At 64.2% G+C, this 22,068-nt stretch carries 20 protein-coding genes and 1 pseudogene; 3 read left to right on the plus strand and 18 right to left on the minus strand.

The window, feature by feature from the left end:
• Positions 1-92: 92 nt before the first annotated feature.
• On the minus strand, positions 93-392 hold the full coding sequence (locus tag AC0L14_RS20115; protein ID WP_473750513.1) for a hypothetical protein: 300 nt from the start codon (positions 390-392) through the stop codon (positions 93-95).
• A 426-nt stretch (positions 393-818) separates the two neighbouring features.
• Positions 819-2,315, minus strand: coding sequence for a CoA-acylating methylmalonate-semialdehyde dehydrogenase (locus AC0L14_RS20120; protein WP_473550696.1), 1,497 nt, complete (start codon positions 2,313-2,315; stop codon positions 819-821).
• A 380-nt stretch (positions 2,316-2,695) separates the two neighbouring features.
• Here AC0L14_RS20120 and AC0L14_RS20125 point away from each other — a divergent pair, with 380 nt between their 5' ends.
• Positions 2,696-3,577 carry a LysR family transcriptional regulator gene (locus tag AC0L14_RS20125; RefSeq protein ID WP_473525711.1) on the plus strand — a complete coding sequence of 294 codons (882 nt, stop codon included), beginning with the start codon at positions 2,696-2,698 and terminating at the stop codon, positions 3,575-3,577.
• A gap of 96 nt (positions 3,578-3,673) precedes the next feature.
• Here AC0L14_RS20125 and AC0L14_RS20130 read toward each other — a convergent pair whose 3' ends face one another.
• From AC0L14_RS20130 to rsfS, 8 genes are all read right to left on the minus strand, one after another.
• Positions 3,674-4,930: a D-amino acid dehydrogenase gene (locus AC0L14_RS20130; protein WP_473750514.1), complete on the minus strand. Its 1,257-nt coding sequence runs from the start codon at positions 4,928-4,930 to the stop codon at positions 3,674-3,676.
• A gap of 158 nt (positions 4,931-5,088) precedes the next feature.
• A complete protein-coding gene (gene alr / locus AC0L14_RS20135) occupies positions 5,089-6,240 on the minus strand; it encodes an alanine racemase (protein WP_473750516.1) in 1,152 nt (383 codons plus the stop codon).
• 89 nt (positions 6,241-6,329) lie between these two features.
• Positions 6,330-6,851 (minus strand): RNA pyrophosphohydrolase, encoded by a 522-nt coding sequence (locus AC0L14_RS20140; protein ID WP_473750517.1) that lies wholly within the window; start codon positions 6,849-6,851, stop codon positions 6,330-6,332.
• Between the two features lie 2 nt (positions 6,852-6,853).
• Complete coding sequence (locus tag AC0L14_RS20145; RefSeq protein WP_473750518.1) at positions 6,854-8,023, minus strand: divergent polysaccharide deacetylase family protein; 1,170 nt, start codon at positions 8,021-8,023, stop codon at positions 6,854-6,856.
• 151 nt (positions 8,024-8,174) lie between these two features.
• Positions 8,175-9,500 (minus strand): S41 family peptidase, encoded by a 1,326-nt coding sequence (locus AC0L14_RS20150; protein WP_029348996.1) that lies wholly within the window; start codon positions 9,498-9,500, stop codon positions 8,175-8,177.
• Position 9,501: 1 nt separating this feature from the next.
• Positions 9,502-10,848, minus strand: a complete 1,347-nt coding sequence (locus AC0L14_RS20155) for a murein hydrolase activator EnvC family protein (protein WP_473750519.1) — start codon at positions 10,846-10,848, stop codon at positions 9,502-9,504.
• 136 nt (positions 10,849-10,984) lie between these two features.
• Complete coding sequence (gene rlmH / locus AC0L14_RS20160; protein ID WP_473750520.1) at positions 10,985-11,467, minus strand: 23S rRNA (pseudouridine(1915)-N(3))-methyltransferase RlmH; 483 nt, start codon at positions 11,465-11,467, stop codon at positions 10,985-10,987.
• Between the two features lie 82 nt (positions 11,468-11,549).
• Positions 11,550-11,927 (minus strand): ribosome silencing factor, encoded by a 378-nt coding sequence (gene rsfS, locus AC0L14_RS20165; RefSeq protein ID WP_473750565.1) that lies wholly within the window; start codon positions 11,925-11,927, stop codon positions 11,550-11,552.
• Positions 11,928-12,167: 240 nt separating this feature from the next.
• Here rsfS and AC0L14_RS20170 point away from each other — a divergent pair, with 240 nt between their 5' ends.
• On the plus strand, positions 12,168-13,022 hold the full coding sequence (locus AC0L14_RS20170) for a mechanosensitive ion channel family protein (protein WP_473750521.1): 855 nt from the start codon (positions 12,168-12,170) through the stop codon (positions 13,020-13,022).
• Between the two features lie 22 nt (positions 13,023-13,044).
• On the opposite strand, the gene AC0L14_RS20175 is transcribed toward AC0L14_RS20170, so the two are convergent.
• The 5 genes from AC0L14_RS20175 to obgE form a co-directional block, all read right to left on the minus strand.
• Positions 13,045-14,340 carry an MFS transporter gene (locus tag AC0L14_RS20175; RefSeq protein ID WP_473750522.1) on the minus strand — a complete coding sequence of 432 codons (1,296 nt, stop codon included), beginning with the start codon at positions 14,338-14,340 and terminating at the stop codon, positions 13,045-13,047.
• Positions 14,341-14,595: 255 nt separating this feature from the next.
• Entirely contained in the window at positions 14,596-15,183 is a 588-nt protein-coding gene (locus tag AC0L14_RS20180) for a nicotinate-nucleotide adenylyltransferase (protein WP_473551562.1), read from the minus strand.
• A 249-nt stretch (positions 15,184-15,432) separates the two neighbouring features.
• Positions 15,433-16,719, minus strand: coding sequence for a glutamate-5-semialdehyde dehydrogenase (locus AC0L14_RS20185; RefSeq protein WP_473750523.1), 1,287 nt, complete (start codon positions 16,717-16,719; stop codon positions 15,433-15,435).
• A gap of 3 nt (positions 16,720-16,722) precedes the next feature.
• Positions 16,723-17,904: a glutamate 5-kinase gene (gene proB, locus AC0L14_RS20190; RefSeq protein WP_473750524.1), complete on the minus strand. Its 1,182-nt coding sequence runs from the start codon at positions 17,902-17,904 to the stop codon at positions 16,723-16,725.
• 2 nt (positions 17,905-17,906) lie between these two features.
• Positions 17,907-18,935 (minus strand): GTPase ObgE, encoded by a 1,029-nt coding sequence (gene obgE / locus AC0L14_RS20195; protein ID WP_258121544.1) that lies wholly within the window; start codon positions 18,933-18,935, stop codon positions 17,907-17,909.
• A 114-nt stretch (positions 18,936-19,049) separates the two neighbouring features.
• On the opposite strand from obgE, the pseudogene AC0L14_RS20200 reads away from it, so the two are divergent.
• Positions 19,050-19,912: pseudogene (locus tag AC0L14_RS20200) on the plus strand (endonuclease/exonuclease/phosphatase family protein).
• A 216-nt stretch (positions 19,913-20,128) separates the two neighbouring features.
• On the opposite strand, the gene AC0L14_RS20205 reads toward AC0L14_RS20200, so the two are convergent.
• From AC0L14_RS20205 to AC0L14_RS20215, 3 genes are all read right to left on the minus strand, one after another.
• Entirely contained in the window at positions 20,129-20,716 is a 588-nt protein-coding gene (locus AC0L14_RS20205) for a GNAT family N-acetyltransferase (RefSeq protein WP_473750525.1), read from the minus strand.
• Positions 20,717-20,834: 118 nt separating this feature from the next.
• Entirely contained in the window at positions 20,835-21,104 is a 270-nt protein-coding gene (gene rpmA, locus AC0L14_RS20210; protein ID WP_023678077.1) for a 50S ribosomal protein L27, read from the minus strand.
• A gap of 100 nt (positions 21,105-21,204) precedes the next feature.
• Entirely contained in the window at positions 21,205-21,858 is a 654-nt protein-coding gene (locus tag AC0L14_RS20215; RefSeq protein WP_473750526.1) for a 50S ribosomal protein L21, read from the minus strand.
• Positions 21,859-22,068: the final 210 nt, after the last annotated feature.

Genomic DNA, 22,068 nt, shown 5'->3' on the forward strand with positions numbered 1-22,068 from the left:
CCGCTGGGGCGCCTGTGGATCCGTTTCATGGTCGTCACGAGAACCGCGGCCTGGCGCGGCTATGCTAAGGCGGCTGCACCCGTTAGGCGGGCTCAGGTACCTGGCAGCGCCGCTGTCGTCATCGCGCCCTCCCAGCCTTCACCCACCGAAACCACGCAGCTTTGACCGCGTGTGTCGCTGGCGAGGATGGTCCAGGTGCCCTGGTCGGAAACGAAGACTTCAACAATCACATTCGGATTGACGACGCCGAGCGCGGTCGGATTTTCCCGGAACTTCTCGCCGAGCGCCTTGATCATGTCGGCTCGTGGCGCGCATTGGTCGGCCGCTGTTGCCGGGGCGGCGGAAAGGGCGGCAGCCGCCGCGCAAAGTATCGACACCATAAGACGCGTCATCTGACACCTCCTTGCGCCGGCCGGTGCCCGAAGCTGTCGCCAGCGCCATTGGTTGATCTGCCGCGCCTGCTTCGCCGCGGGATTGCAATTTTAAGACTTCTGCTGCCCGCCTGGTTCCATCACATTAGCGTTCACGCAGATACGGTGCGAGACCGGCCAACAGAAAGGCCCGGTTTCTAGCCGGGCCTTTTCGTCTTCAATCATAAAATCTGGAGCTGTTTGTCGACCGGCTAATTCATCGTCGGGATGACGAATTCGGCACCGTCCTTGACGCCTGCCCGCGCGCCCGCAGCCGAAGGCGAGGACGCGCAAACAAGCAACCGACCGGCTAATTCATCGTCGGGATGACGAATTCGGCCTCGTCCTTCACGCCTGCCCGCGCGCCCGCAGCCGAAGGCGAGGACGCGCAAACAAGCAACCGTCCGGCTAGTTCATCGTCGGGATGACGAATTCGGCGCCGTCCTTCACGCCGGACGGCCAGCGCGAGGTCACCGTCTTGGTCTTGGTGTAGAAACGGAATGCGTCCGGTCCGTGCTGGTTGAGGTCGCCGAAGGAAGACGCTTTCCAGCCACCGAACGTGTAGTAGGCGATCGGCACCGGGATCGGCACATTGATACCGACCATGCCGACCTGGACCCTCGAGGCGAAGTCGCGGGCCGCATCACCGTCGCGGGTGAAAATGGCGACGCCGTTGCCCATTTCGTGGTCGTTGGCGAGCTTGATCGCGTTCTCGTAAGTCGGCGCGCGCACCACCGAGAGCACCGGCCCAAAGATCTCCTCCTTGTAGATGCGCATGTCGGCGGTCACGTTGTCGAACAGGCAGCCGCCCATATAGTACCCGTTCTCATAGCCCTGCATGGAAAAGCCGCGGCCGTCGACGACCAGCTTGGCGCCTTCCCTGACGCCGGTGTCGACATAGCCCTTGACCCGCTCCAGCGCCTGCGCCGTCACCAGCGGACCGAAATCGGCGGACGAATCCGTCGACGGGCCGACCTTCAGGCTTTCGACACGCGGCACCAGCTTTTCCATCAGCCGGTTGGCGGTGTCGTTGCCGACCGGGACAGCCACCGAGATCGCCATGCAGCGCTCGCCGGCTGAGCCGTAGCCGGCGCCGATCAGCGCGTCGACGGTCTGGTCCATGTCGGCGTCGGGCATGATGATCATGTGGTTCTTGGCGCCGCCGAAGCACTGCACGCGCTTGCCGGCCGCGCAGCCGCGCGAATAGATGTACTGGGCGATCGGCGTCGAGCCGACGAAACCGATAGCCTTGATGTCAGGGTCGTCGAGGATGGCGTCGACCACGTCCTTGTCGCCGTTGACGACGTTGAGGATGCCCGCTGGCAGGCCGGCCTCGATGAACAATTCGGCGATGCGCATCGGCACGCCTGGATCGCGCTCCGAAGGCTTCAGGATGAAGGCGTTGCCGCAAGCGATAGCCGGCGCGATCTTCCACAAGGGGATCATCGCCGGAAAATTGAACGGCGTGATGCCGGCAACGACGCCGAGCGGCTGGCGCATTGAATAGACGTCGATGCCGGGGCCGGCGCCGTCGGTGAACTCGCCCTTCATCATATGCGGTGCACCGATGCAGGCCTCGACCACTTCCAGGCCGCGCTGGATGTCGCCCTTGGCGTCGGCGATGGTCTTGCCGTGTTCGCGCGCCAGAATGTCGGCCAGCGCATCATACTCCTTGGCGACCAGTTCGAGGAACTTCATCAACACGCGCACGCGCCGCTGCGGGTTGGTCGCCGCCCAGCCGGGCTGCGCCGCCTTGGCGTTTTCCACCGCCGCACGCAGTTCCGCCTGCGAAGCCAGTGCCACGGTGCCGCGTACCGTGCCGTCCATTGGCTGCATGACGTCCTGCTTGCGGCCGCTGGTCCCAGCGACACGCTTGCCGCCGATGAAATGACCGTATTCGATCATGGTTTCTCTCCCTGTATTTGTGATGCAGCATTGTCCGCCTTTGTGCGGCCGATGGCAACGCGAGCGAACACGCAACCGTTGTGCGGAAAATAGATAGCGGACGACGCCTGTGCATCAATTGCCGCAAATGATAGGGTGCCGGTTCATCGCTGCAGGGATTGAGAGATTGCGTTCCTTCACACCCCCCTCTGGCCTGCCGGCCATCTCCCCCTCAAGGGGGGAGATTGCGCTGTCATCTTTGCCTTCGCCAAACATCGACGCTGTTAAGGAAGAGCTGTCAGCGGAGCTGCCAATCTCCCCCCTTGAGGGGGAGATGTCCGGCAGGACAGAGGGGGGTGCCACGGAACGCAACGTCGACGATTGTCATCCGGACCCTCCTCATGAACTGGGATGACGTCCGCATCTTTCTGGCGGTGGCGCGTGCCGGCCAGATCCTTGGCGCGGCCAAGCGGCTGGAGCTCAACCACGCCACCGTCTCGCGCCGCGTCGCCGCACTCGAGGATGCGCTGCGCGCAAAACTCTTTCGCCGGCTGACCACCGGCAGCGAGTTGACGCCGGCGGGCGAGCGTTTCCTTGACATCGCCGAGCGCATGGAAGGCGACATGATCGCCGCGCGCTCGATCGTGGCGGGCGAAGGCGACGATGTCTCCGGCACCGTGCGCATCGGCGCGCCTGATGGTTTCGGCGTCGCCTTCCTGGCCAAACGCCTCGGCGCACTGACGGCGCTTCACCGCGAACTCACCATCCAGCTGGTGCCGGTGCCGCGTTCCTTCTCGCTGTCCAGACGCGAGGCTGACATCGCTATCACCGTGGAGCGGCCGACCGAAGGCAGGCTGGTGGCGGGAAAGCTGGTCGATTACACGCTCCGCCTGTTCGCGTCCCGCGCCTATACCGAAGCGCATGGCCTGCCCCAGACGCCGGCCGAGCTCGGCCGGCACGCACTGATCGGCTATGTGCCGGACCTCATCGTCAGCCCCTCGCTCGACTATGCGGCCGAGTTCAGCGCCGACTGGCGCACGAGCTTCGCCATCTCCTCGGCACTCGGCCAGGCCGAAGCGGTGCGCTCCGGCGCCGGCATCGGCATCCTGCACACCTTCGTCGCCCGTTCGATGCCGGAACTGGTGGCTGTCGACATTGTCGCGCCCATCCGCCGCGCCTACTGGCTGGTCTATCACGAATCCGTCAGACCGCTGCGCCGCGTCCAGATCGTCGCGAGCTTCATCACCAAGGCGGTGGAACGGGAGCGAAGCCTGTTCGTCTGACGATATTCATCTGACGCGGCGAAGTGTATTGACCTTGATCCCAAATTGCGCGGCAAGTTTCTCACCCCGCTCAAATGGATGAAGCACCTTCCGATCCTACCGCTGGTACCGCTCCGGTCCAAGATCGCGGACATTGATGTCCGGCACCCGGCTGGAAATGATGTCGGCCAGGACCTTGGCCGAGCCGCAGGCCATGGTCCAGCCGAGCGTACCGTGGCCGGTGTTGAGATAGAGGTTGGAAAACTCGGTGCGGCCGATTAGCGGCGGCCCGTCCGGCGTCATCGGCCGCAACCCGCACCAAAAGGTCGCCGACCGCATGTCGCCGCTGCCTGGAAATAGGTCGCCGAGCGAATGTTCGAGCGTGCGCCGCCGCGATTCATGCAACGTCAGGTCGAAGCCGGAAATCTCCGCCGTGCCACCGACCCGGATGCGGCCGCCGAGCCTGGTGATCGCCACCTTGTAGGTCTCGTCCATCACCGTCGACACCGGTGCTGCGGCAGCATCCTTGATCGGCACGGTGATCGAATAGCCCTTGACCGGACAGACTGGGATGGGTCGTTTCAGGCTGCGCATGAACTTGGCCGAATAGCTGCCCATCGCCATCACATAGGCGTCGGCAGCCTTCCAACCTTTGCTCGTATTGATGTTGGCGATACGGTTGCGCTTGCGGACAATCCGCCTGATCGACGTGTCGTATTCGAAGGTAACGCCGCGCGCCACGCAGAGCTCGGCCAGACGGTCGGTGAACATTTTGCAGTCACCGGTTTCGTCGCCCGGCAGTCGCAGACCTCCGACAAATTTTTCACGCACGCCTGCCAGCCCCGGCTCGGCCGCGATGCAGCCGTCGGGATCGAGAATCTCGTAGGGAACCCCGTATGTCTTCAGCACCTCGACATCGCCGGCAGTGCCGTCGAGCTGCTGTTGCGTGCGAAAAAGCTGCAGCGTTCCCTTGGCGCGCTCGTCATAGGCGATGCCGGTCGCCTCGCGCAGCGCTTTCAGCGTGTCGCGGCTGTATTCGGCCAAAGGCACCATGCGCGCCTTGTTCACCGCATAGCGCTCGGCCGTGCAGTTGCGCAGCATCCTGACCAGCCACACCCACATATGCGGATCGAGAGTCGCCCGCACCACCAGCGGACCATGCTTCATCAACAGCCATTTGATCGCCTTCAACGGGACGCCGGGACCGGCCCAGGGCGAGGCGTAGCCGGGCGAAATCTCGCCGGCATTGGCAAAACTGGTTTCCAGCGCCGGGCCCTTCTGGCGGTCGATCACCGTCACTTCATGGCCGGCCTCCGCGAGATAATAAGCGGTGGTGACCCCGATAACGCCGCTGCCCAGCACGAAGATCTTCATCGCATAGTTCTCCAGAACGACGTCTTGTCAGGGGGTTTAGGGCGGGGCATCGTGGCTTTCTGTCTGCCGGATTTTACGGCGTCCGCCAAGTGCCCAAGCATGTCGCCCAAAAGTAGCAGCGGTTTTTGGACAACGACATCCCTAAAAAAGCCCGCGCGCTATCCATTCACATAGCGTCGGTGAAAGCGGTGTCCGAGGCTGGTCAGGATTTCATAACCGATGGTGCCGGCATGGCCGGCCGCCTGGTCCACAGTCTGCGACGGTCCGATCAGTTCGACGAGGTCGCCCGCCTTCAGCCTGTCGGGCGGCAGGGCCGAGATGTCGAGAACGATCGAATCCATCGATACACGGCCAAGGAACGGCAAGCGCACATTTTCGAACCAGGCGGCTGAGGCCGCGCGTCGATGCCAGCCATCGGCATAGCCTAGCGAGATCGTTGCGGCGACCAGCGAATCGGTCACGTGAAAAATATGGCCATAGCCAACGCCGGCTCCCCTATCGAGGCTGCGCGTCTGGATGACCTTTGCCTGAAGCCGCACCACCGGCAGCATCGGATTTTCCACCGCTGGCGCCGGATTGATGCCGTAGAGCGCCGCACCGGGCCGGGCGAGGTCGTAATGAAAGGGCTGCCCAAGAAAGATGCCGGAGGAGTTGGCTAGCGAAGCCGGCGCCGGTGGCAGCATCCTGCGCAGCCGCTCGAATTCCAGCCGCTGCTGCTCGTTGGCCGGATGCTCGGGCTCGTCGGCGCGAGCGAGATGGCTCATCACGAAGCTGACGTCGATACCGTCGAAAGCCTGCGGATCGGCATTGACGGCTGCCACCTCGGCTGCCGCCATGCCGAGCCGCGACATGCCGCTGTCGACCTGGATTGCAGCCTTGAGCTTGCGGCCGGCCCGCTGCGCCGCCGCGCGCCAGGCGGCGAGTTGGTAGGCGCTGTTGATGACGGCGCCCAGCTCCGCGTCGACGGCTTCGCTTTCGGCGCCCGGCTGAATGCCGTTCAGCACATAGATCGCTGGCCGTGCGCCGAGCGCCTGGCGCAGCAAGACCCCTTCGGTCGGATGCGCGACGAAAAAAATAGCGCAGCCTTCGGCCGCCAGCGCCGCCGCCACTTGGGCCCCGCCGAGCCCGTAGCCGTCGGCCTTGACGACACCCGCGCAGCCGACGCCACCCAAGCGCGCCTTGAGCCGCCGGTAATTTGCGCGGATGGCGCCGAGATCGACGGTCAATATGGCGCCGGCCGCCGCTTCGCTGATCGGCGCGGCTTTGACGGCGACCCTTTCAGAAAGAGATTTTTTGGAGGCCTCGTTCATGCCAACCCCGTCTGCAGCGGATTGGCCATCAATAAAGCCACCGCGCTGACGCGGCAACCGTGGTCGGCGCGAGCGCGGCTTGCGCCAAGCTACGCAACCAGATGCCGGAACGCCGCAACCACGTCCTCATAGACCTGACGTTTGAACGGCACGATCAGGTCGGGCAATTCCTGCATCGGCCGCCAAGCCCAGTTATCGAACTCGGCGGTGTGGCCGCCCGGCGGCGGATTGATCTCAATCTCGCTCACGTCGCCGTGAAATCGGAAGGCGAACCATTTTTGCGTCTGGCCCCGATATTTCCCCTTGAAGGCGATGCCGACCAGATGGGCCGGCAGGTCGTAATATATCCAGTTCGGCGCCTCGTCCAGCAACGAGACGCTGCGCATGCCGGTTTCCTCGTAGAGTTCCCTCTGCGCCGCCTGCAGCGGCTCTTCGCTCTTGTCGATGCCGCCCTGCGGCATCTGCCAGAGTTGCGTCGTGCCGGCGAATTCGCTGTCCGGCTCGGCAATGCGATGCCCGACCCAGACCAGCCCATCACCGTTGAGGATCATCAGTCCGACACAGCGACGATAAGGCAGCGTGTCGGGATCGACCGGTTTTTTCTTCGCCATGCTCAACCTTTTTCCGGATCCACCGCCACCGCCGAAATCGGCACGATCTCGATGCCGCGTTTCTTGGCCTCGCTCACCCAAAACGACACGGTGTCGACCGTCAGGTCGAAGGCCGAGCCGATGCCGACAGCAAAGCCTTTTGCCCTTGCGGTGGCTTCCAGTTCGTCCAGCTTCTTCAATATGGCGCCGCGGTCCCGCACGGCGTCGATCGACGTGTCACCGGCGGCGAACGGCACGCCGTTTTTCAACGCCAGGTTGGGTGCCAGGCTGCGCGCCGACGAACCGTCGTCGACATAGGCCAGGCCGCGCCTGCCGAGCTCGTCCATCAGCGGCCCCATCGCCGCCGCATCGGCCGAAAAACGCGCGCCCATATAGTTCATGACGCCGGTGTAGTTGGTCGTCCGCGACAGCGCCCAGCGCAAATTCTTCAAATTCTCATCCGCCGTCGCCGCGACCGTCAGCGTGTTGCGGCCGGGATTGACGTTCGGATAATCGAACGGTTCGAGCGGCACCTGCATGACGATCTCATGGCCTCTCTGCCGCGCCGCCTGCATCCATCGGCCGATGCTGTTGCCCTGCGGCGCAAAGCCCAGCGTCACTTCGGCCGGCAGCTTGGCGATGGCCGACTGCGTGCCGGTCTGCGACACGGCTAGCCCGCCGATGACAATCGCCACACGCGCACCGCGCGCACCGGACCACGGCCGCGCATAGACATCGAACGGCCGCCTGCCGTCAGCGGCACGAACCGGCAATGGGCCGGTTTCGCCGGCCTCGACCAGCGCCTTGTCGGGAATATGCGCGATCCTCAGGTTCTGGCCGATCGTCGAAGGGTCGCGAATGACAATGGCCGCCTTGGGCGGACCACCGTCAACTTCGGTCGGCATATGGATGATCTGCGGCCCGCCCATCTTGGATGCTGCTTCCGCCTTCGATGCCGGCTCCTTGGCCGGCACTGCGGGTTCGACCACCGCTGTCGTCTTCGGTGTCGAAACGGCGATTTCTTCCGTCTTTCGAAACGGCCTTTCGCGCAGCGCAATCGCGCCGGAGACGCCGACTACGGCCAGCACCAGAAGCGTGGCCGCGACCACACCGGCGCTGATCCTGCGGGCCGCGCGCGGCGGCCGGACTGCCTGCCCTAGCGGGCGTTCGATGTCGTTGCCGATGTCAGCCAAGCCGCATCCCCAGCCGCGGTTCCCCCGAATCAAACTGCCGGGGCCTTGCAGCCCCGGCAGCATTACATCGCTTCGATCAGGCAGCCAGACCTGTTGTCCGGCTGATCGACCTTTACTGGTTCAGCACGGCCCTACTGGTTCAGCACAGCCCCTACTGGTTCAGCACAGCCTTGTCCGGATTCGGCGGGAACGCCGGATCGGTCTTTTCGCCGCGCAGCAACTGCTCGGCAAAGATGAGCTGCAGGTCGTCCTTCGGCTCCGGCGGCACATAGGCTGCCGAGCCCGAACCGGTATCGCCCTCGTCGCTGCCCTTAATGTGGCCCTTGAGGTCCGACTCGCCGCGCGTCAGATCCCTGCCCTGCAGGTCCGGCGGCAACGGCTGGTCGACCTTGATGTCGGGCGTGATGCCCTTGCCCTGGATCGACTTGCCGGACGGCGTGTAATAGAGCGCCGTCGTCAGGCGCAGCGCGCCGTTCTCGCCGAGCGGGACGATGGTCTGCACCGAACCCTTGCCGAAGGACTGCGTGCCGACCACCGTGGCGCGGCGCAGATCCTGCAGCGCGCCGGCGACGATTTCGGACGCACTGGCCGAGCCGCCATTGACGAGCACGACCAGCGGCTTGCCATCGATGTCGTCGCCCGGCCGCGCGTCGAAGCGGGTGACGTCCTTCGGATCGCGGCCGCGCGTCGAGACGATCTCGCCACGGGTGAGGAAGGCGTCGGACACGCTCACCGCCTGGTCGAGCAACCCGCCGGGATTGAGGCGCAGATCGAGCACGTAGCCCTTGAGCTTTTCGTCCGGCACCTGCTTCTTTATGGTGTCGATGGCGTTCTCGAGGTCGTCATGGGTCTTTTCGGTGAAGGAGGTGATCTTCATGTAGCCGATGTCGTTCTCGACCCGGAACTTGACCGCCTTGACCTTGATGATGTCGCGCACCACCGTCAGCTCGATCGGCTTGTCGGCGCCCTGGCGCAGGATAGTGAGCTTGATCGGCGTGTTGACCAGCCCGCGCATCTTCTCGACCGCGTCGTTGAGGCTCAGGCCGCGAACCTCCTCGCCGTCGATCTTGGCAATATAGTCGCCGGCAAGCACGCCCGCCTTGGCGGCCGGCGTATCGTCGATCGGCGTGATCACCTTGACCAGGTCGTTCTCCATGGTGACCTCGATGCCGAGGCCGCCGAACTCGCCCTTGGTCTGCACCCGCATGTCCTGCGCCTCTTCGGCGTTCATATACGAGGAGTGCGGGTCGAGCGAGGTAAGCATGCCGTTGATGGCGTTTTCGACCAGCGACTTGTCGTCGGGCGGCGTCACATATTGCGCCCGCACCCGCTCGAAGATGTCACCGAAGATCGCCAGCTGCTTATAGGTCTCGGAGCCCGCAGCGTTCGCCGTCGAGCCGGGGGCGCCATAGACCAGGCTCATCGCGGATGCGCCCATCAGCGCACCGGCAAACAGAAGCGAAAGTTTCCGCATCATCTCACGTCCTTCCAGAGAAACGGTCCGCCCACCATGGGGTCGGATCGACGGGTTTTCCATCCTTGCGGAACTCAACATAGAGTTCCGGCGTGGCATTTCCATTCTTCGATGCCGAGGTGCTCGCCACCCGGGCCTCTCCCATCGCGCCGACCGGCTCTCCTGCGAGCACTGACTGGCCAGACGCGACGCTGATTCTGCTCATCCCCGCGAGAACGACATGATAGCCGTCACCCGCGTTCAGGATCAAGAGTTGACCATAGGAGCGAAAAGGTCCCGCATAAAGCACATTTCCGTCCGCTGGCGCGGTGACGATGGCTCCCGATTGTGTCGCAACCATGTCACCGAGCATCACTGCGCCGTTACCGTCGCTGGCCCCGAACCGCCGCTTGATCTTGCCGGTGACGGGCAGCGCGATCTGCCCCTGAAGCGCCGAAAACGGTGCAGCGGCGGTTAGCCGGTTGGCTTCCGGGACCGGCAGGGCCGCCAGTTCCGTCTGTGCCGGGGCCTTCTGTGCCGGAGCCTTGTCGGCATCCGCGGCCTTCCGTTCGGCTGCCTTCGCCGCGTCCGCCGCCTTGCGGGCCTTGTCGGCCTCGAGCGAGGCGATCAGTTCCTTCAGGCTGCCGGCCTTCGCCGCCAGAGCTGCGGATCGCTGTTTTTCCGCCGCCAGTGCCGTTTGCGTCTCGGCCTCGAGCTTCTGCTTGGCTTCGAGCAGCATGCCGAGCCGTTTCTTTTCCGCCGTCTGTTCGCCGACTGCCGCCGTCAGCCGCGCCCGCTCCGCCTCGATCGAGGCGGTCACCCGCGACTGCTCCTTGAGGTCCGCCAGCAATATCTCGGTCTGCTGGCGCAGTTCCGGCACCACGGCGCCGAGCAGAATGGCGCTGCGCACCGACGACAGCGCGTCCTCCGGCTTGACCAGGATGGCCGGCGGCGGATTGAGCCCCATGCGCTGCAGCGCGGCCAGCACCTCGGCCAGAACGTCGCGTCTGGCGGCCAGCGAGGCGCGGATTTTCTGCTCCTCGCCCTTCAGCCCTTCCAGCTTGGCACCGATGTCCTCGATGTCCTGGCCGAGCTTCTGTTCGGTCATCGCCGACTGGATCAGCGCCGCGGTGATCGAGGCGTGGTCCTTCTTGACCGTCGCCATGTCGGCGGCGAGCTTGGCGAGCCGCTCGGATGATAGCGTAATCTCCTTCGACACCCGTTCGTATTCGGCGCGGCTCTGGTCCGGGTCAGGCGCCATGTCGAGCCTGTTCTGCGCCCACGCAGCACCGAGCGACAGCATAAGCGCCGCCGCTGCCAAGCCGCAGCGCGCGCGCCAAAAGCCCGTTCGCGATTTCCAATCTTCAGACATTGAAGCCCGACTCTATGCGTGGCTTCGTTAACGAACCATCAACCATGTTCGAAGCCTCGCCAATCTAGCATAAACTCCCGGGCCTGGGACCAAAATCCCCGCGGCTGGGCCCTCAGTTCACCGGTTTTGGTCGGGTTCATGAACGATGGTAGGGATGACCCGAAAGAATAGTGGCGGCCCGGTAAAGCTGCTCGCCCAACATGACACGGACCAGTTGGTGCGGCCATGTCAGCGCGCCGAACGACACCATCAGATCGGCCTGATCGCGCAGCGACTGGTCGTGACCGTCGGCACCGCCGATGGCGATGACGAGTGCCTTGCGCCCGCCATCACGCAACAGGCCGATGCGCCCGGCGAAATCCTCGGAGGAAAAACTCTTGCCGCGTTCGTCGAGCAGCATCAGCGCGGTACCAGTCTGCAACTGCGCCTGAAGTTTCTGGCCCTCTTCGCGGCGACGCTCGTTGGCGGTCTGGGCGCGGCCCTCCGGAATCTCGACAACCCCTGAGAATTCGAGCCCCACGGCCTGCCCGCTCTTGGCGAAGCGCTCGAAATACCGGTCGGCGAGCTGCTTCTCGGGGCCGGCTTTCATCCGGCCCACAGCATGAACGGTAATTTTCATCCCTGCCTCGAAGAGCCGCTAATGCATGTCACCAAAAGTGGTCACCGGTTTTGGGAAACGACATGCATCAATCAAATACGGCTCAGTGGAGGGTCTCTTCCTCGAGGTCCGGCGCTTGCCACATCTTTTCGAGATGGTAGAAGTCGCGGACTTCGGGACGGAAGACATGGACGATGATGTCGCCTGAATCGATCAGGACCCAGTCGGCGCCGGCCAGTCCCTCGACGCGCGCCGTGCCGAGCCCGGCATCCTTGAGCGCCTTGAGGAGATGATCGGCGACAGCCGAGACATGACGGTGCGATCGGCCGGACGCGATGACCATGTAGTCACCGAGGCTCGATTTTCCCTGAATGTCGATTGAGACGATGTTTTCGGCCTTGGAGTCTTCCAGACTGGCAAGGACTGTCTTGATGGCGCGGGACACGGCGTCGTTTACGCTGATCCCGGCCGGCGAAGGCACGATGTCGGCCTTCTTCCACAGTGCTGTTCTCAGTGTATTTCCTTTCGCAGCAAGAACAACCAAATCACCCTTCAAAGCAGATGACACCCCTTAGATAGGCAGAGTTGCGTTGCAGTTTCAAGACGGCAGCCGCTATCGTGGGCAACGAAGTGCCGTTCTTCCGATCCGCAGCCGAAGAAAAAACGGAACTCTTGTCGCCTGGCATGGGTTATCGGCGCATTGACCAACCGGATCCCCCTCATGCCTATCGACCCTCAGAACGCTCTCCTCACAGTGCAGTCCGGCCTTGCGCAGCTCAGCGCGCTGATCGTCTCCTACTCGTTCTCGGCCATCGGCGCCGTCATCCTGCTGGTACTCGGCTATATCGTCGCCGGCCTCGCCCAGCGCTCGATCTATGCCGGCCTCGGCCATATCCATGGCTTCGACACGACGCTGCGCCACTTCTTCTCGAGGATCGTCCGCTACGCCATACTGATCCTCGTCGTCGTCATGGTGCTCGGCCAGTTCGGCGTCCAGACGACCTCGATCATTGCCGCCATCGGCGCCGTCGGCCTGGCCATCGGCCTGGCGCTGCAGGGCACGCTGCAGAACATTGCCGCCGGCATCATGCTGCTGGCGCTGCGGCCATTCCGCATCGGCGAATATGTCGAGGTCGGCGCCATCGCCGGGACCATCGAGGAAATCGGGCTGTTCGCCACCACGTTGAGAACGGTCGAAGGCGTCTACATCCTCGCCCCCAATTCGACGCTGTGGAACCAGCCTGTCCGCAACTATACGCGCAACGGTGCCCGACGTGGCGACATCACGCTGACCATCGGCTCTTGGAACGACATCGATTTCGCGCAGAAGACCATGCTTGACGTCGCCGCCACCGAGCGACGCGTCAGGCGGGAGCCGGCGCCGATTGCCTTTGTGGCGACCGTCGGCGACAGCAACGTCGCCATCACCTTGCGCTACTGGACCTCGGCTGCGGATTTCTTCGCTACCCAGATCGATCTCACCAAACGCGCCAAGCAGGCTTTCGACAGCGAAGGCATTTCTATACCCGCGCCACCACCGGAAGCGCCACGGCAGGAAGCCGCCACCAGACAGTGAGATGATCAATTCCCCTGCAGGTCTAGGTGTCCGCGCGGCGCTGCTCTTCGGATGGGAAAGCGAGGTCGACCGGCAGCGGCGCTTGCGCGCTCATCGGCGCGAAATTGCCGGTCTCGGCAGCGGGAACAGGCGACATCGCCACCACACGCCACAGCACGAACAGGCAAAAGGCAGCGGCAATGACGATGGCCACATAGATGAAGGCCTGCGTTCCATAGACAGCGGAAAGCCCGGTCACGATGCCGGGCACGATGAAGCCGGACAGCGACCACGCAAACAGCAGCGAACTGGACAGCGCCACCATGTCGTCCTTGCCGGCGCGGTCGGCGGCATGCGCGCTGGCCAGCGAATAGATCGATTCCGACGCGCCGTCCCAGACCACGTAGATGACGACCAGCGCCGCCAGCGCACCACCGTCGAAGCCCAGCGCGAACAGGCCCGCCACCAAGGCAAGCGCCGAAGCGGCGACCAGCACAAAGCGCCGGTCGGTGCGGTCGGAAATCCATCCGAGCGGGATCTGCAGGATCAATGTGCCGACCGGCATTGCCGACAAAAGCAGTGCCACATCTGCCTGGCTGTAGCCCTTGGCCGTGGCATGGATCGGCGCGAAGCCCGAAATCGTCATCGACAGGCCACCGACGGCAAGCATGCCGGCGACGCCCACCGGCGAAATTCGCCAGGCTCGGCCAAGCGCGACCGACGCGGCCTGCGGCGGCGGTGGCTGGGCGAGGCGCGTCAGCCCAACGGGGAGGATCGACAGCGCGGTAAAGGCGATGCCGATCAACGGTGCGTCCGCAGCCCCTATATCGATCAGCGCCAGAGTAGAGTAGCCGACACCGAGCCCGGCGACATAGGCGACGTAGAAGAAGGCCATGACCCTGCCGCGTATGGCGTTGGCGACGACGTCGTTCAGCCAGCTTTGCGCAACGATGAACAAGCCGCATATGGCAAAGCCATAGAGCGCGCGTGCTGCGATCCACGACAGCGGGTGCGGCCCGGCCCCGACGGCGGCGTTGGACAGCACGATCAAGGCCGACAGCACCATGAATGCGCGCGCATGGCCGACGCGCCGTACCAGCGGACCGGTCAGGATGCAGCCTGCCAGGCCGCCGGCCGAGAGGCCTGTGACGATCAGCCCGGCCCAGGTCGGATCGAAGCCGTCGGCGCCGAGCCGAACTGGGATATAGGCGAACATCAGTCCGTTGCCGACCGCAACCAGCGCCATCGACAGGAGGACGCTGGCAATGGCGATCGCCGGAGCTGGCGGTCTGCCCTGCGCCGGATCGCGTCTGGTCTGGTTTCGCTCGAGAATCGTCATGCCCGGGCAGGATCACCCACGGATCGGGGAAAAGCAGCCGCAAATGCGACATCGCCGGACTTACCTTCTCCTCTTGTGGGAGAAGGTGGATCGGCGCGTAGCGCCGAGACGGATGAGGGGTGCTGGAAGAAACGCAGCGTAAAAAATATCCAGGGATTTAAGTGCTTAGGTCTTCAAGGTAGCGATCCTTCCAGCACCCCTCATCCGACCGAGCTTCGCTCGGCCACCTTCTCCCACAAGAGGAGAAGGAGACTCCTATCCGTTCGCCGAATTGCGGATCGCGGTCGACGACAGCGACGAGCGCGGGCCGTGGATGAAGGTCCAGGCCGGCGCCTTCATGCGGGCGAGCCGCGGCGCGTCGCCCTCGTCGACACGCGCGTAATCGAAGGTCTTGGCGACGACCGACGACAGGAACGACAGCGTCGCGCCAGGGCGGTCGATCACCGCGATCGGAAACGTCATCACGATCTGGCGCCAGCGCTGCCAGCGGTGGAAATCACGAAGCGAATCGGCGCCCATGATCCAGACGAAGTCGACGCCCGGGTTGCGCGCCTTGACCAGGGCCAGCGTGTCGGCGGTGAAGCGGACATAATGGGTCGCCTCGAAGGCGGTGACCTTGACCTTCGGGTTCCGGGCGATCTGCTCGGACAGGCGCAGCCGCTCGGCCAGCGGCGCCAGTTCCCGCGCGCTCTTGAGCGGATTGCCCGGCGTCACCATCCACCACAGCTGATCGAGCGCCAGACGTCTCAGCGCGATCTCGGCGACCAGCGCATGGCCGGCGTGGGCAGGATTGAACGAGCCGCCGAACAGCCCGACGGCCAAGCCCTTTCCGGCATGCGGCATGTTGAGGTATCGAGAGGGAACTGGTTGTTCGGAAGGGGAGAGCATCGTGCTAAGCACCCCCCTCTGTCCTGCCGGACATCTCCCCCGCAAGGGGGGAGATTGGCGGTTTCATCCCTGGCGCCCTTACTGCGACGCCGGAGGTTGGCGAAAGTCTATGCGACATCCGATCTCCCCCCTTGCGGGGGAGATGTCCGGCAGGACAGAGGGGGGTGGCTGGGCGCAAACTTCAAGCCCTAGTAGCGAACAGCTTCAAGGCCTCACCTGTCCCGCGCCGCGCACGCGGTACTTGAACGAGGTCAGTTGCTCGACCCCGACCGGGCCGCGCGCGTGCATTTTGCCGGTGGCGATGCCGATCTCGGCGCCCATGCCGAATTCGCCGCCATCGGCGAATTGCGTCGAGGCATTGTGCAGAAGGATCGCCGAATCGATCTCATTGAAGAACCGTTCGACCGCATCGGCATCCTCGGCGACGATCGCCTCGGTGTGGTGCGAGGAGAACGTCTCGATATGCTCGATCGCACCGGCAACGCCGTCGACCAGTTTTACCGCGATGATGGCATCGAGATATTCGCTCACCCAGTCGGCGTCGGTCGCCGGCTGGGCGTCGGCAAACACTTTCAGCACCTCGGCGCCGGCGTGGATTGCGCACCCTGCCGCGCGCAACGCCTCGAGGATCGGCACCAGATGGGTGGAGGCAACAGCGCCGTCGACCAGCAGCGTCTCGGCCGCGCCGCAGACGCCGGTGCGCCGCATCTTGGCGTTGACCGCGATGCTGACCGCCATGTCGAGATCAGCCGAACGGTCGATGTAGAGATGACAGATGCCTTCGAGATGAGCAAAGACCGGCACCCGCGCCTCGTTCTGGACGCGTTCGACCAGGTTCTTGCCGCCGCGCGGAATGATGACGTCGATGTTCCCGGAAAGCCCTTTCAGCATCTCGCCGACAGCGGCGCGGTCGGCGGTCGGCACCAGCTGGATGGCATCCTGCGGCAGCTCGGCCGCCTTCAGCCCTTCGACCAGGCAGGCATGGATAGCCGCCGAGGAGTTGAGCGAATCCGAGCCGCCGCGCAGGATCACCGGATTGCCGGCCTTGAGGCAAAGCGCACCGGCATCGGCCGTCACGTTCGGCCGGCTCTCATAGATGACGCCGACGACGCCGAGCGGTGTGCGCACGCGCTCGATATGCAAGCCGTTCGGCCGGTCCCATTCGGCAATGACATCACCGACCGGATCGCGCAACCCGGCGATTTCACTGATGCCGTCGGCCATGGCACGGATGCGGGCGTGATCGAGCTTCAGCCGGTCCATGAAAGAGGCTGAAAGCCCGGACTCCTCGCCATTCCTGATGTCGACGGCGTTGGCGTCGAGAATATCCTGCTCGTGGCGAAGGATCGCCTGCGCCATGGCGATCAACGCGGCGTGCTTGCGCTCAGCTGTGGCGATGGCCAGCGGTCGGGCGGCGGCCCGCGCGCGACGGCCGATATCGGCCATCAGCGCGGCAGTGTCGTCCCGGGATTTTTCATGCAGCTTCAGCATGGCTCATCCTCCGCTGGTTACTTGGTCACCGGCCTGTACTTGGTCAGCGGCCCGTACTTGGTCACCGGAATGGCTCACCACAAGGTCGTCGCGGTGAATCATCGCCGATCGCGCTTCGTAGCCGAGCACCGTTTCGATCTCGGCTGTCTTCAAGCCAGCGATCCTTACGGCATCGGCGGCATCGTAGGCAACCAGTCCGCGCGCGATCTCGCGGCCTTCGGGCGACAGGATCGCCACCGTGTCGCCGCGCGAGAAATTGCCGCTGACCAGCTTGACGCCGGCCGGCAACAGCGACTTGCCCGACAGCAGCGCGCCGATCGCGCCGGCATCGACGGTCAGCCGGCCAGCCGGTTCGAGCTGCCCGGCGATCCACGTCTTGTAGCCCTTGACCGGATTGGCGCTCGGCCGGAAGAAAGTCGCCCGCTCGCCACGCTCGATCGCCATCAGCGGCGACAACCTCGTGCCTGATGTGATGATCATGGCGGTGCCGGCGGCGGTGGCAATCTTTCCGGCGTCGAGCTTGGTGCGCATGCCGCCGCGCGAAAGCTCCGAAGCGGCCGCACCTGCCATCGCCTCGATCTCGGCGGTGATGCGGTCAACGACCGGAATGAACCGGGCTTGCGGGTCGCGCGCCGGCGGCGCCGTGTAGAGCCCGTCAATATCGGAGAGCAGCACCAAGAGATCGGCGCCCATCATGGTGGCGACGCGCGCCGCCAGCCGATCGTTGTCGCCATAGCGGATTTCGGAGGTCGCCACCGTATCGTTCTCGTTGATGACCGGCACCGCCTTCATCTTGAGCAGCGTCGAGACCGTCGCCCGCGCATTGAGATAGCGGCGGCGCTCTTCGGTGTCGCCGAGCGTCAGAAGGATCTGGCCCGATTTCAGGCCGCCCTTGCCGAGCGCATCCGACCAGGCGCCGGCCAGCGCAATCTGCCCGACGGCCGCCGCCGCCTGGCTCTCTTCGAGCTTCAGCGCCCGCTTGCCGAGGCCTAAAATCGTGCGACCAAGCGCGATGGCGCCGGACGACACGACGAGGATCTCGGCGCCACCTTCGGTCAGCACGGCGATGTCGTCGGCAAGCGAGGCCAGCCAGTCGCGCTTCAGGCCGGTCGTGCGGTCGACAAGCAGCGCCGAGCCGATCTTGACGGTGATGCGCCGGTATTTTCTCAGCGACTGCGCGGCCATTCCTATCTCCAGCGCGTCTCGACCGGAGTGGCGACAGCTTCGCGCGCCTCGGCCACGACCGCCATCAGCGCCCGCAGAACGGCTTCAACGCCTTCGCCGGTGACCGCGGACAAAAGCATCGGCGCGCGGCCGGCGGCGCGTTTCAGCGACGCGACCTTCTTCCTGCGTGCGTCGGCATCGAGCGTGTCGACCTGGCAAAGTGCTACGATCTCGACCTTCTCGATCAGCCCGTGGCCATAGGCGTCGAGTTCGGTGCGCACGGTCTTGTAGGCCTTCCCCGGATTTTCTTCCTGCGCGGAGACGAGGTGCAGAAGGACGCGCGTGCGTTCGACATGTCCGAGGAAACGGTCGCCGATGCCGACGCCTTCATGCGCGCCTTCGATCAGGCCGGGAACATCGGCGATGACGAACTCGCGACCGTCGATGCGGGCCACACCGAGGCCCGGATGCAGCGTGGTGAATGGATAGTCGGCAATCTTCGGCTTGGCCGCAGTCACGGCGGCCAGGAAGGTCGACTTGCCGGCATTGGGCAGGCCAACCAGGCCGGCGTCGGCGATCAGCTTGAGCCTGAGCCAGATGTTGAGCTCTTCGCCCGGCTGGCCGGGGTTGGCGCGGCGCGGCGCCTGGTTGGTCGAGGTCTTGAAATGCTGGTTGCCGAAGCCGCCATTGCCGCCCTTGGCAAGCAGGAAGCGTTGGCCGACCACGGTCAGATCGCAGATCAGCGTCTCGTTGTCCTCGGCAAAGACCTGCGTTCCCGCCGGCACTTTCAGCGTGACGTCGGCGCCCTTGGCGCCGGTCATGTTGCGGCCCATGCCGTGCGTACCGGTCTTGGCCTTGAAATGCTGCTGATAGCGATAGTCGATCAGCGTGTTCAGCCCATCGACCGCCTCCACCCAGACATCGCCGCCGCGGCCGCCGTCGCCGCCGTCGGGGCCGCCGAACTCGATGAACTTTTCGCGCCGGAACGACACCGAACCGGCGCCGCCGTCGCCGGAGCGGATGTAGACCTTGGCTTGATCGAGAAATTTCATCGGATTGCTGAGTTTCTACTAGTGGCCTTGCGGCATTGCTCTAAACCTTCGGCACTGCTCTAAACCAAGGTGAGGCGAAGGGCGAGGCTGTTTATGAACATGGCCGAAGTCGCAATGAAGCTCGAAACCTACAACATCCACTACGGCGTCGGCCTCGACGGCCGCTACGATGTCGGCCGCATCGCTGATGCCGTGCGGGGCGCCGACGTGATCGCGCTGCAGGAGGTCTCGCGCAACAACCCCAACAATGGCGGCCGCGACATGGTGGCCGAGCTCGGCGAGTCGCTGCCCGAATACTTCGCCGTCTACGGCAGCAATTTCGAGGCCAATGTCGGCTCTCGCCTGGAAAACGGCCGCGCCATCACAACCACCTTCCAGCTCGGCAACATGGTGCTGTCGAAAACGCCCGTTCACCTGTCGCGCAATCTCCTCTTGCCGCGCAGCCGCAGTTTCGAAGTGATGAATTTCCAGCGCGGCGCGCTGGAGGCGCTGATCGAAACGCCGCTTGGTTTCATCCGCTTCTATTCCACGCATCTCGATCATCGCAGCCCGGTCGAACGCGCCAGCCAGATCCGGTTTCTGCGCCAGCGCCTGTTGAATTATGCGATCGAGGGCGGCGCGCTGTCGGGCGTCGCCGAAGTCGGCCTGCCGGACCTGCCTTGTCCCGAAGGCTTCGTCGTCATGGGCGACTTCAACATGCTGGCCGGATCGCCGGAATATGTCGAACTCACCGGCCGCCTGGATCACGAATTCGGCATGCCTGTGACCGCCGATCTTGCCGTCGATGTCGCCCTGCGCCTTGCCGGCGCCGATCTCATCACCTGGGTCGACCCTAGCGGCCTGACGACGCCAGCCGCCACAAGCGCATCGACTATGTCTTCACCAGCGCCTCGCTCGCCAAATCGCTGAAGCGCCTGTGGGTCGACCGGCAAGCAGTCGGTTCGGACCACCTGCCGGTCTGGGTCGAGATGGTTTGACCGGAGCCGCCCAGGCATCGCATATGAGAATTCCCCCTCATCCGGCCGCTTCGCGGCCACCTTCTCCCCGCTGGGGAGAAGAGGCCGGCATCAACGCTGGCGACCTCCTCTCCCCACGGGGAGAGGTCGGATTGCCCCGAATTGCCCTTCGCAATTCGGTTGGCAACCCGGGTGAGGGGGCACTGCCCATACGCTAGTTCCCTGCAGGGCAGTTCGTCAAAAATGCACCCAGTTCCTGAGGCTCGTCCAGGTCTTGCGATCGAGACGGTAGCGCTCGATCGGCACCTGGCCGGCGACGATCGAGTTCAGCATGCCCTGGCCGGCATACTGGAAGCCGCATTTGTGGATGACCCGGCGCGAGGCCGGATTGATGACCCGTGTCGAGGCATGCAGCACCTGGATCGCCGTCTTCTGGAAGGCGAGATCGACCAGCGCATGTGCGGCCTCCGTCGCGTAGCCGCGCTTCCAGTAGGGCTCGCCGATCCAGTAGCCGAGCTCCAGCCCGCGATCGGTGGTGTTGAGCCCGGCGCAACCCACGAACGTCTCGGTACCGGCCAGCGTCAAGGCATAGGCAATCCCGGCCCGGCGCGATGCCGTCATCGCCAGGAAGGCGCGTGCCTCGGCCTCGCCATAGGGGTGCGGCATGCGGGCCAGCATTTCGGCGACGCGGCGGTTATCGGCGAGCACCACCAGTTGCTCGATATCGCTTTCGCGCGGCGGCCGCAGGACCAGCCGCTCGGTCACCAGGACCGGACAATCTATCGCGTAACTTTCACCGTCTGTGTCTTCCGCTTCGGCAACCATGTCAGTCCTCCAGGCACAAGAAAAAGGGGAGATGGAAACCCATCTCCCCTGATCCATTTCCTGGCTTGGCCAGACACCGGTTCCCGAGATGGGTGCCGGTGTTCTCGTACGGAACCGGCTACTCCGCGGCCTTCGTCATCGGGTTCACCGATACGTAGGTTCGGCCATTGGCTTTTTTGTTGAAGGTGACTGCGCCAGCTTCGAGCGCAAACAGCGTGTGATCCGTGCCAATGCCGACATTGGTGCCGGGATGCCACGTCGTGCCACGCTGACGAATAATGATGTTGCCCGGAATCACGGCTTCGCCGCCGAACTTCTTCACGCCGAGCCGCTTGGAATGGGAGTCGCGACCATTGCGCGACGATCCGCCAGCTTTCTTGTGTGCCATCTAACTAACTCCGATGCGCCTCAAGGGCGCTTAAAAGGTCTTATGAACGCGTTCGCGTTCCGTTTCAAGTCCGAACCGGCGACGATCGCGCCGGGCCGCTTTACTTCTTCGCCAATTCCTTGGCCTGCTCGCGCCAGTCCATGATCTGGTCGGCGCTGAACGGCATATGCTCGTCGATCTTGGCGACATCCTTGTCGGACAGCTTGGCGATCTGGGCGAAGGTCGTGATGCCCTGCTCGTTCAACTGGCCGGCCGCAACCGGGCCGATGCCCTTGATCACGGTCAGATCGTCCGGCTCGCCCTTCGGCGTCTTGAACAGCGGAGCGGCGGTTTCGGTTGCCTTGGCCTCTGCTTCGTTCGGCGCAGCCTCTGCCTTGGCTTCCTTCTTCGGAGCAGCCTTTGCCTCGGTCTTGGCCGCGGCCTTTTTCGTCGGCTTGGCACCATCCAGCAGGATCTCGGCGATCCGCACGGTGGTCAAAAGCTGGCGATGGCCGATCTTGCGGCGCGAATTCTGCCGGCGGCGCTTCTTGAAGGCGATGACCGTGCGGTTCTTGCGCTGTTCGACGACTTCGGCGGTGACCAGGGCGCCGTCGACGAACGGCGCGCCGAACGTGACATTCTCGCCCTCGCCATGCGCGAGCACGTGGCCGATCTCAACGATATCGCCGACCTGGCCTTCGACTTTTTCGATCTTCAGGAGATCGTTGGCGGCGACGCGATACTGCTTGCCGCCCGTTTTGATGACTGCGAACATTTTTTGCCTTTCGCTGTTCGGTCGGCCTTGATGAACCGCTTCAGGCGGTTCGGCCGTCTTTTTGTCAGTCTGCGGGTTCAAAAAACAAGCGGCGCGGAAGAACCCTCCACGCCGATTGCGCGCTGTCCCTAACCGAAGGTTCGGCGCGAGTCAAGGCAAACGGCCGACAGGCAAACGGCCGAAAGCAAGCCATCGGATTGCCCAAGGCAA

The sequence above is a fragment of the Mesorhizobium sp. WSM4841 genome, assembly GCF_055811515.1.

Bases quoted from the DNA above. Each gene is read 5' to 3' on its own strand.
- alr (WP_473750516.1), bottom strand. From the start codon at position 6,240: ATGAACGAGGCCTCCAAAAAATCTCTTTCTGAAAGGGTCGCCGTCAAA.
- obgE (WP_258121544.1), bottom strand. From the start codon at position 18,935: ATGAAATTTCTCGATCAAGCCAAGGTCTACATCCGCTCCGGCGACGGC.
- AC0L14_RS20170 (WP_473750521.1), top strand. From the start codon at position 12,168: ATGCCTATCGACCCTCAGAACGCTCTCCTCACAGTGCAGTCCGGCCTT.
- AC0L14_RS20215 (WP_473750526.1), bottom strand. From the start codon at position 21,858: ATGTTCGCAGTCATCAAAACGGGCGGCAAGCAGTATCGCGTCGCCGCC.
- rpmA (WP_023678077.1), bottom strand. From the start codon at position 21,104: ATGGCACACAAGAAAGCTGGCGGATCGTCGCGCAATGGTCGCGACTCC.
- AC0L14_RS20150 (WP_029348996.1), bottom strand. From the start codon at position 9,500: ATGATGCGGAAACTTTCGCTTCTGTTTGCCGGTGCGCTGATGGGCGCA.
- AC0L14_RS20125 (WP_473525711.1), top strand. From the start codon at position 2,696: ATGAACTGGGATGACGTCCGCATCTTTCTGGCGGTGGCGCGTGCCGGC.
- rlmH (WP_473750520.1), bottom strand. From the start codon at position 11,467: ATGAAAATTACCGTTCATGCTGTGGGCCGGATGAAAGCCGGCCCCGAG.
- AC0L14_RS20180 (WP_473551562.1), bottom strand. From the start codon at position 15,183: ATGCCGCATGCCGGAAAGGGCTTGGCCGTCGGGCTGTTCGGCGGCTCG.
- AC0L14_RS20185 (WP_473750523.1), bottom strand. From the start codon at position 16,719: ATGCTGAAGCTGCATGAAAAATCCCGGGACGACACTGCCGCGCTGATG.
- AC0L14_RS20155 (WP_473750519.1), bottom strand. From the start codon at position 10,848: ATGTCTGAAGATTGGAAATCGCGAACGGGCTTTTGGCGCGCGCGCTGC.
- proB (WP_473750524.1), bottom strand. From the start codon at position 17,904: ATGGCCGCGCAGTCGCTGAGAAAATACCGGCGCATCACCGTCAAGATC.
- AC0L14_RS20175 (WP_473750522.1), bottom strand. From the start codon at position 14,340: ATGACGATTCTCGAGCGAAACCAGACCAGACGCGATCCGGCGCAGGGC.
- AC0L14_RS20130 (WP_473750514.1), bottom strand. From the start codon at position 4,930: ATGAAGATCTTCGTGCTGGGCAGCGGCGTTATCGGGGTCACCACCGCT.
- AC0L14_RS20120 (WP_473550696.1), bottom strand. From the start codon at position 2,315: ATGATCGAATACGGTCATTTCATCGGCGGCAAGCGTGTCGCTGGGACC.
- AC0L14_RS20115 (WP_473750513.1), bottom strand. From the start codon at position 392: ATGACGCGTCTTATGGTGTCGATACTTTGCGCGGCGGCTGCCGCCCTT.
- AC0L14_RS20205 (WP_473750525.1), bottom strand. From the start codon at position 20,716: ATGGTTGCCGAAGCGGAAGACACAGACGGTGAAAGTTACGCGATAGAT.
- AC0L14_RS20140 (WP_473750517.1), bottom strand. From the start codon at position 6,851: ATGGCGAAGAAAAAACCGGTCGATCCCGACACGCTGCCTTATCGTCGC.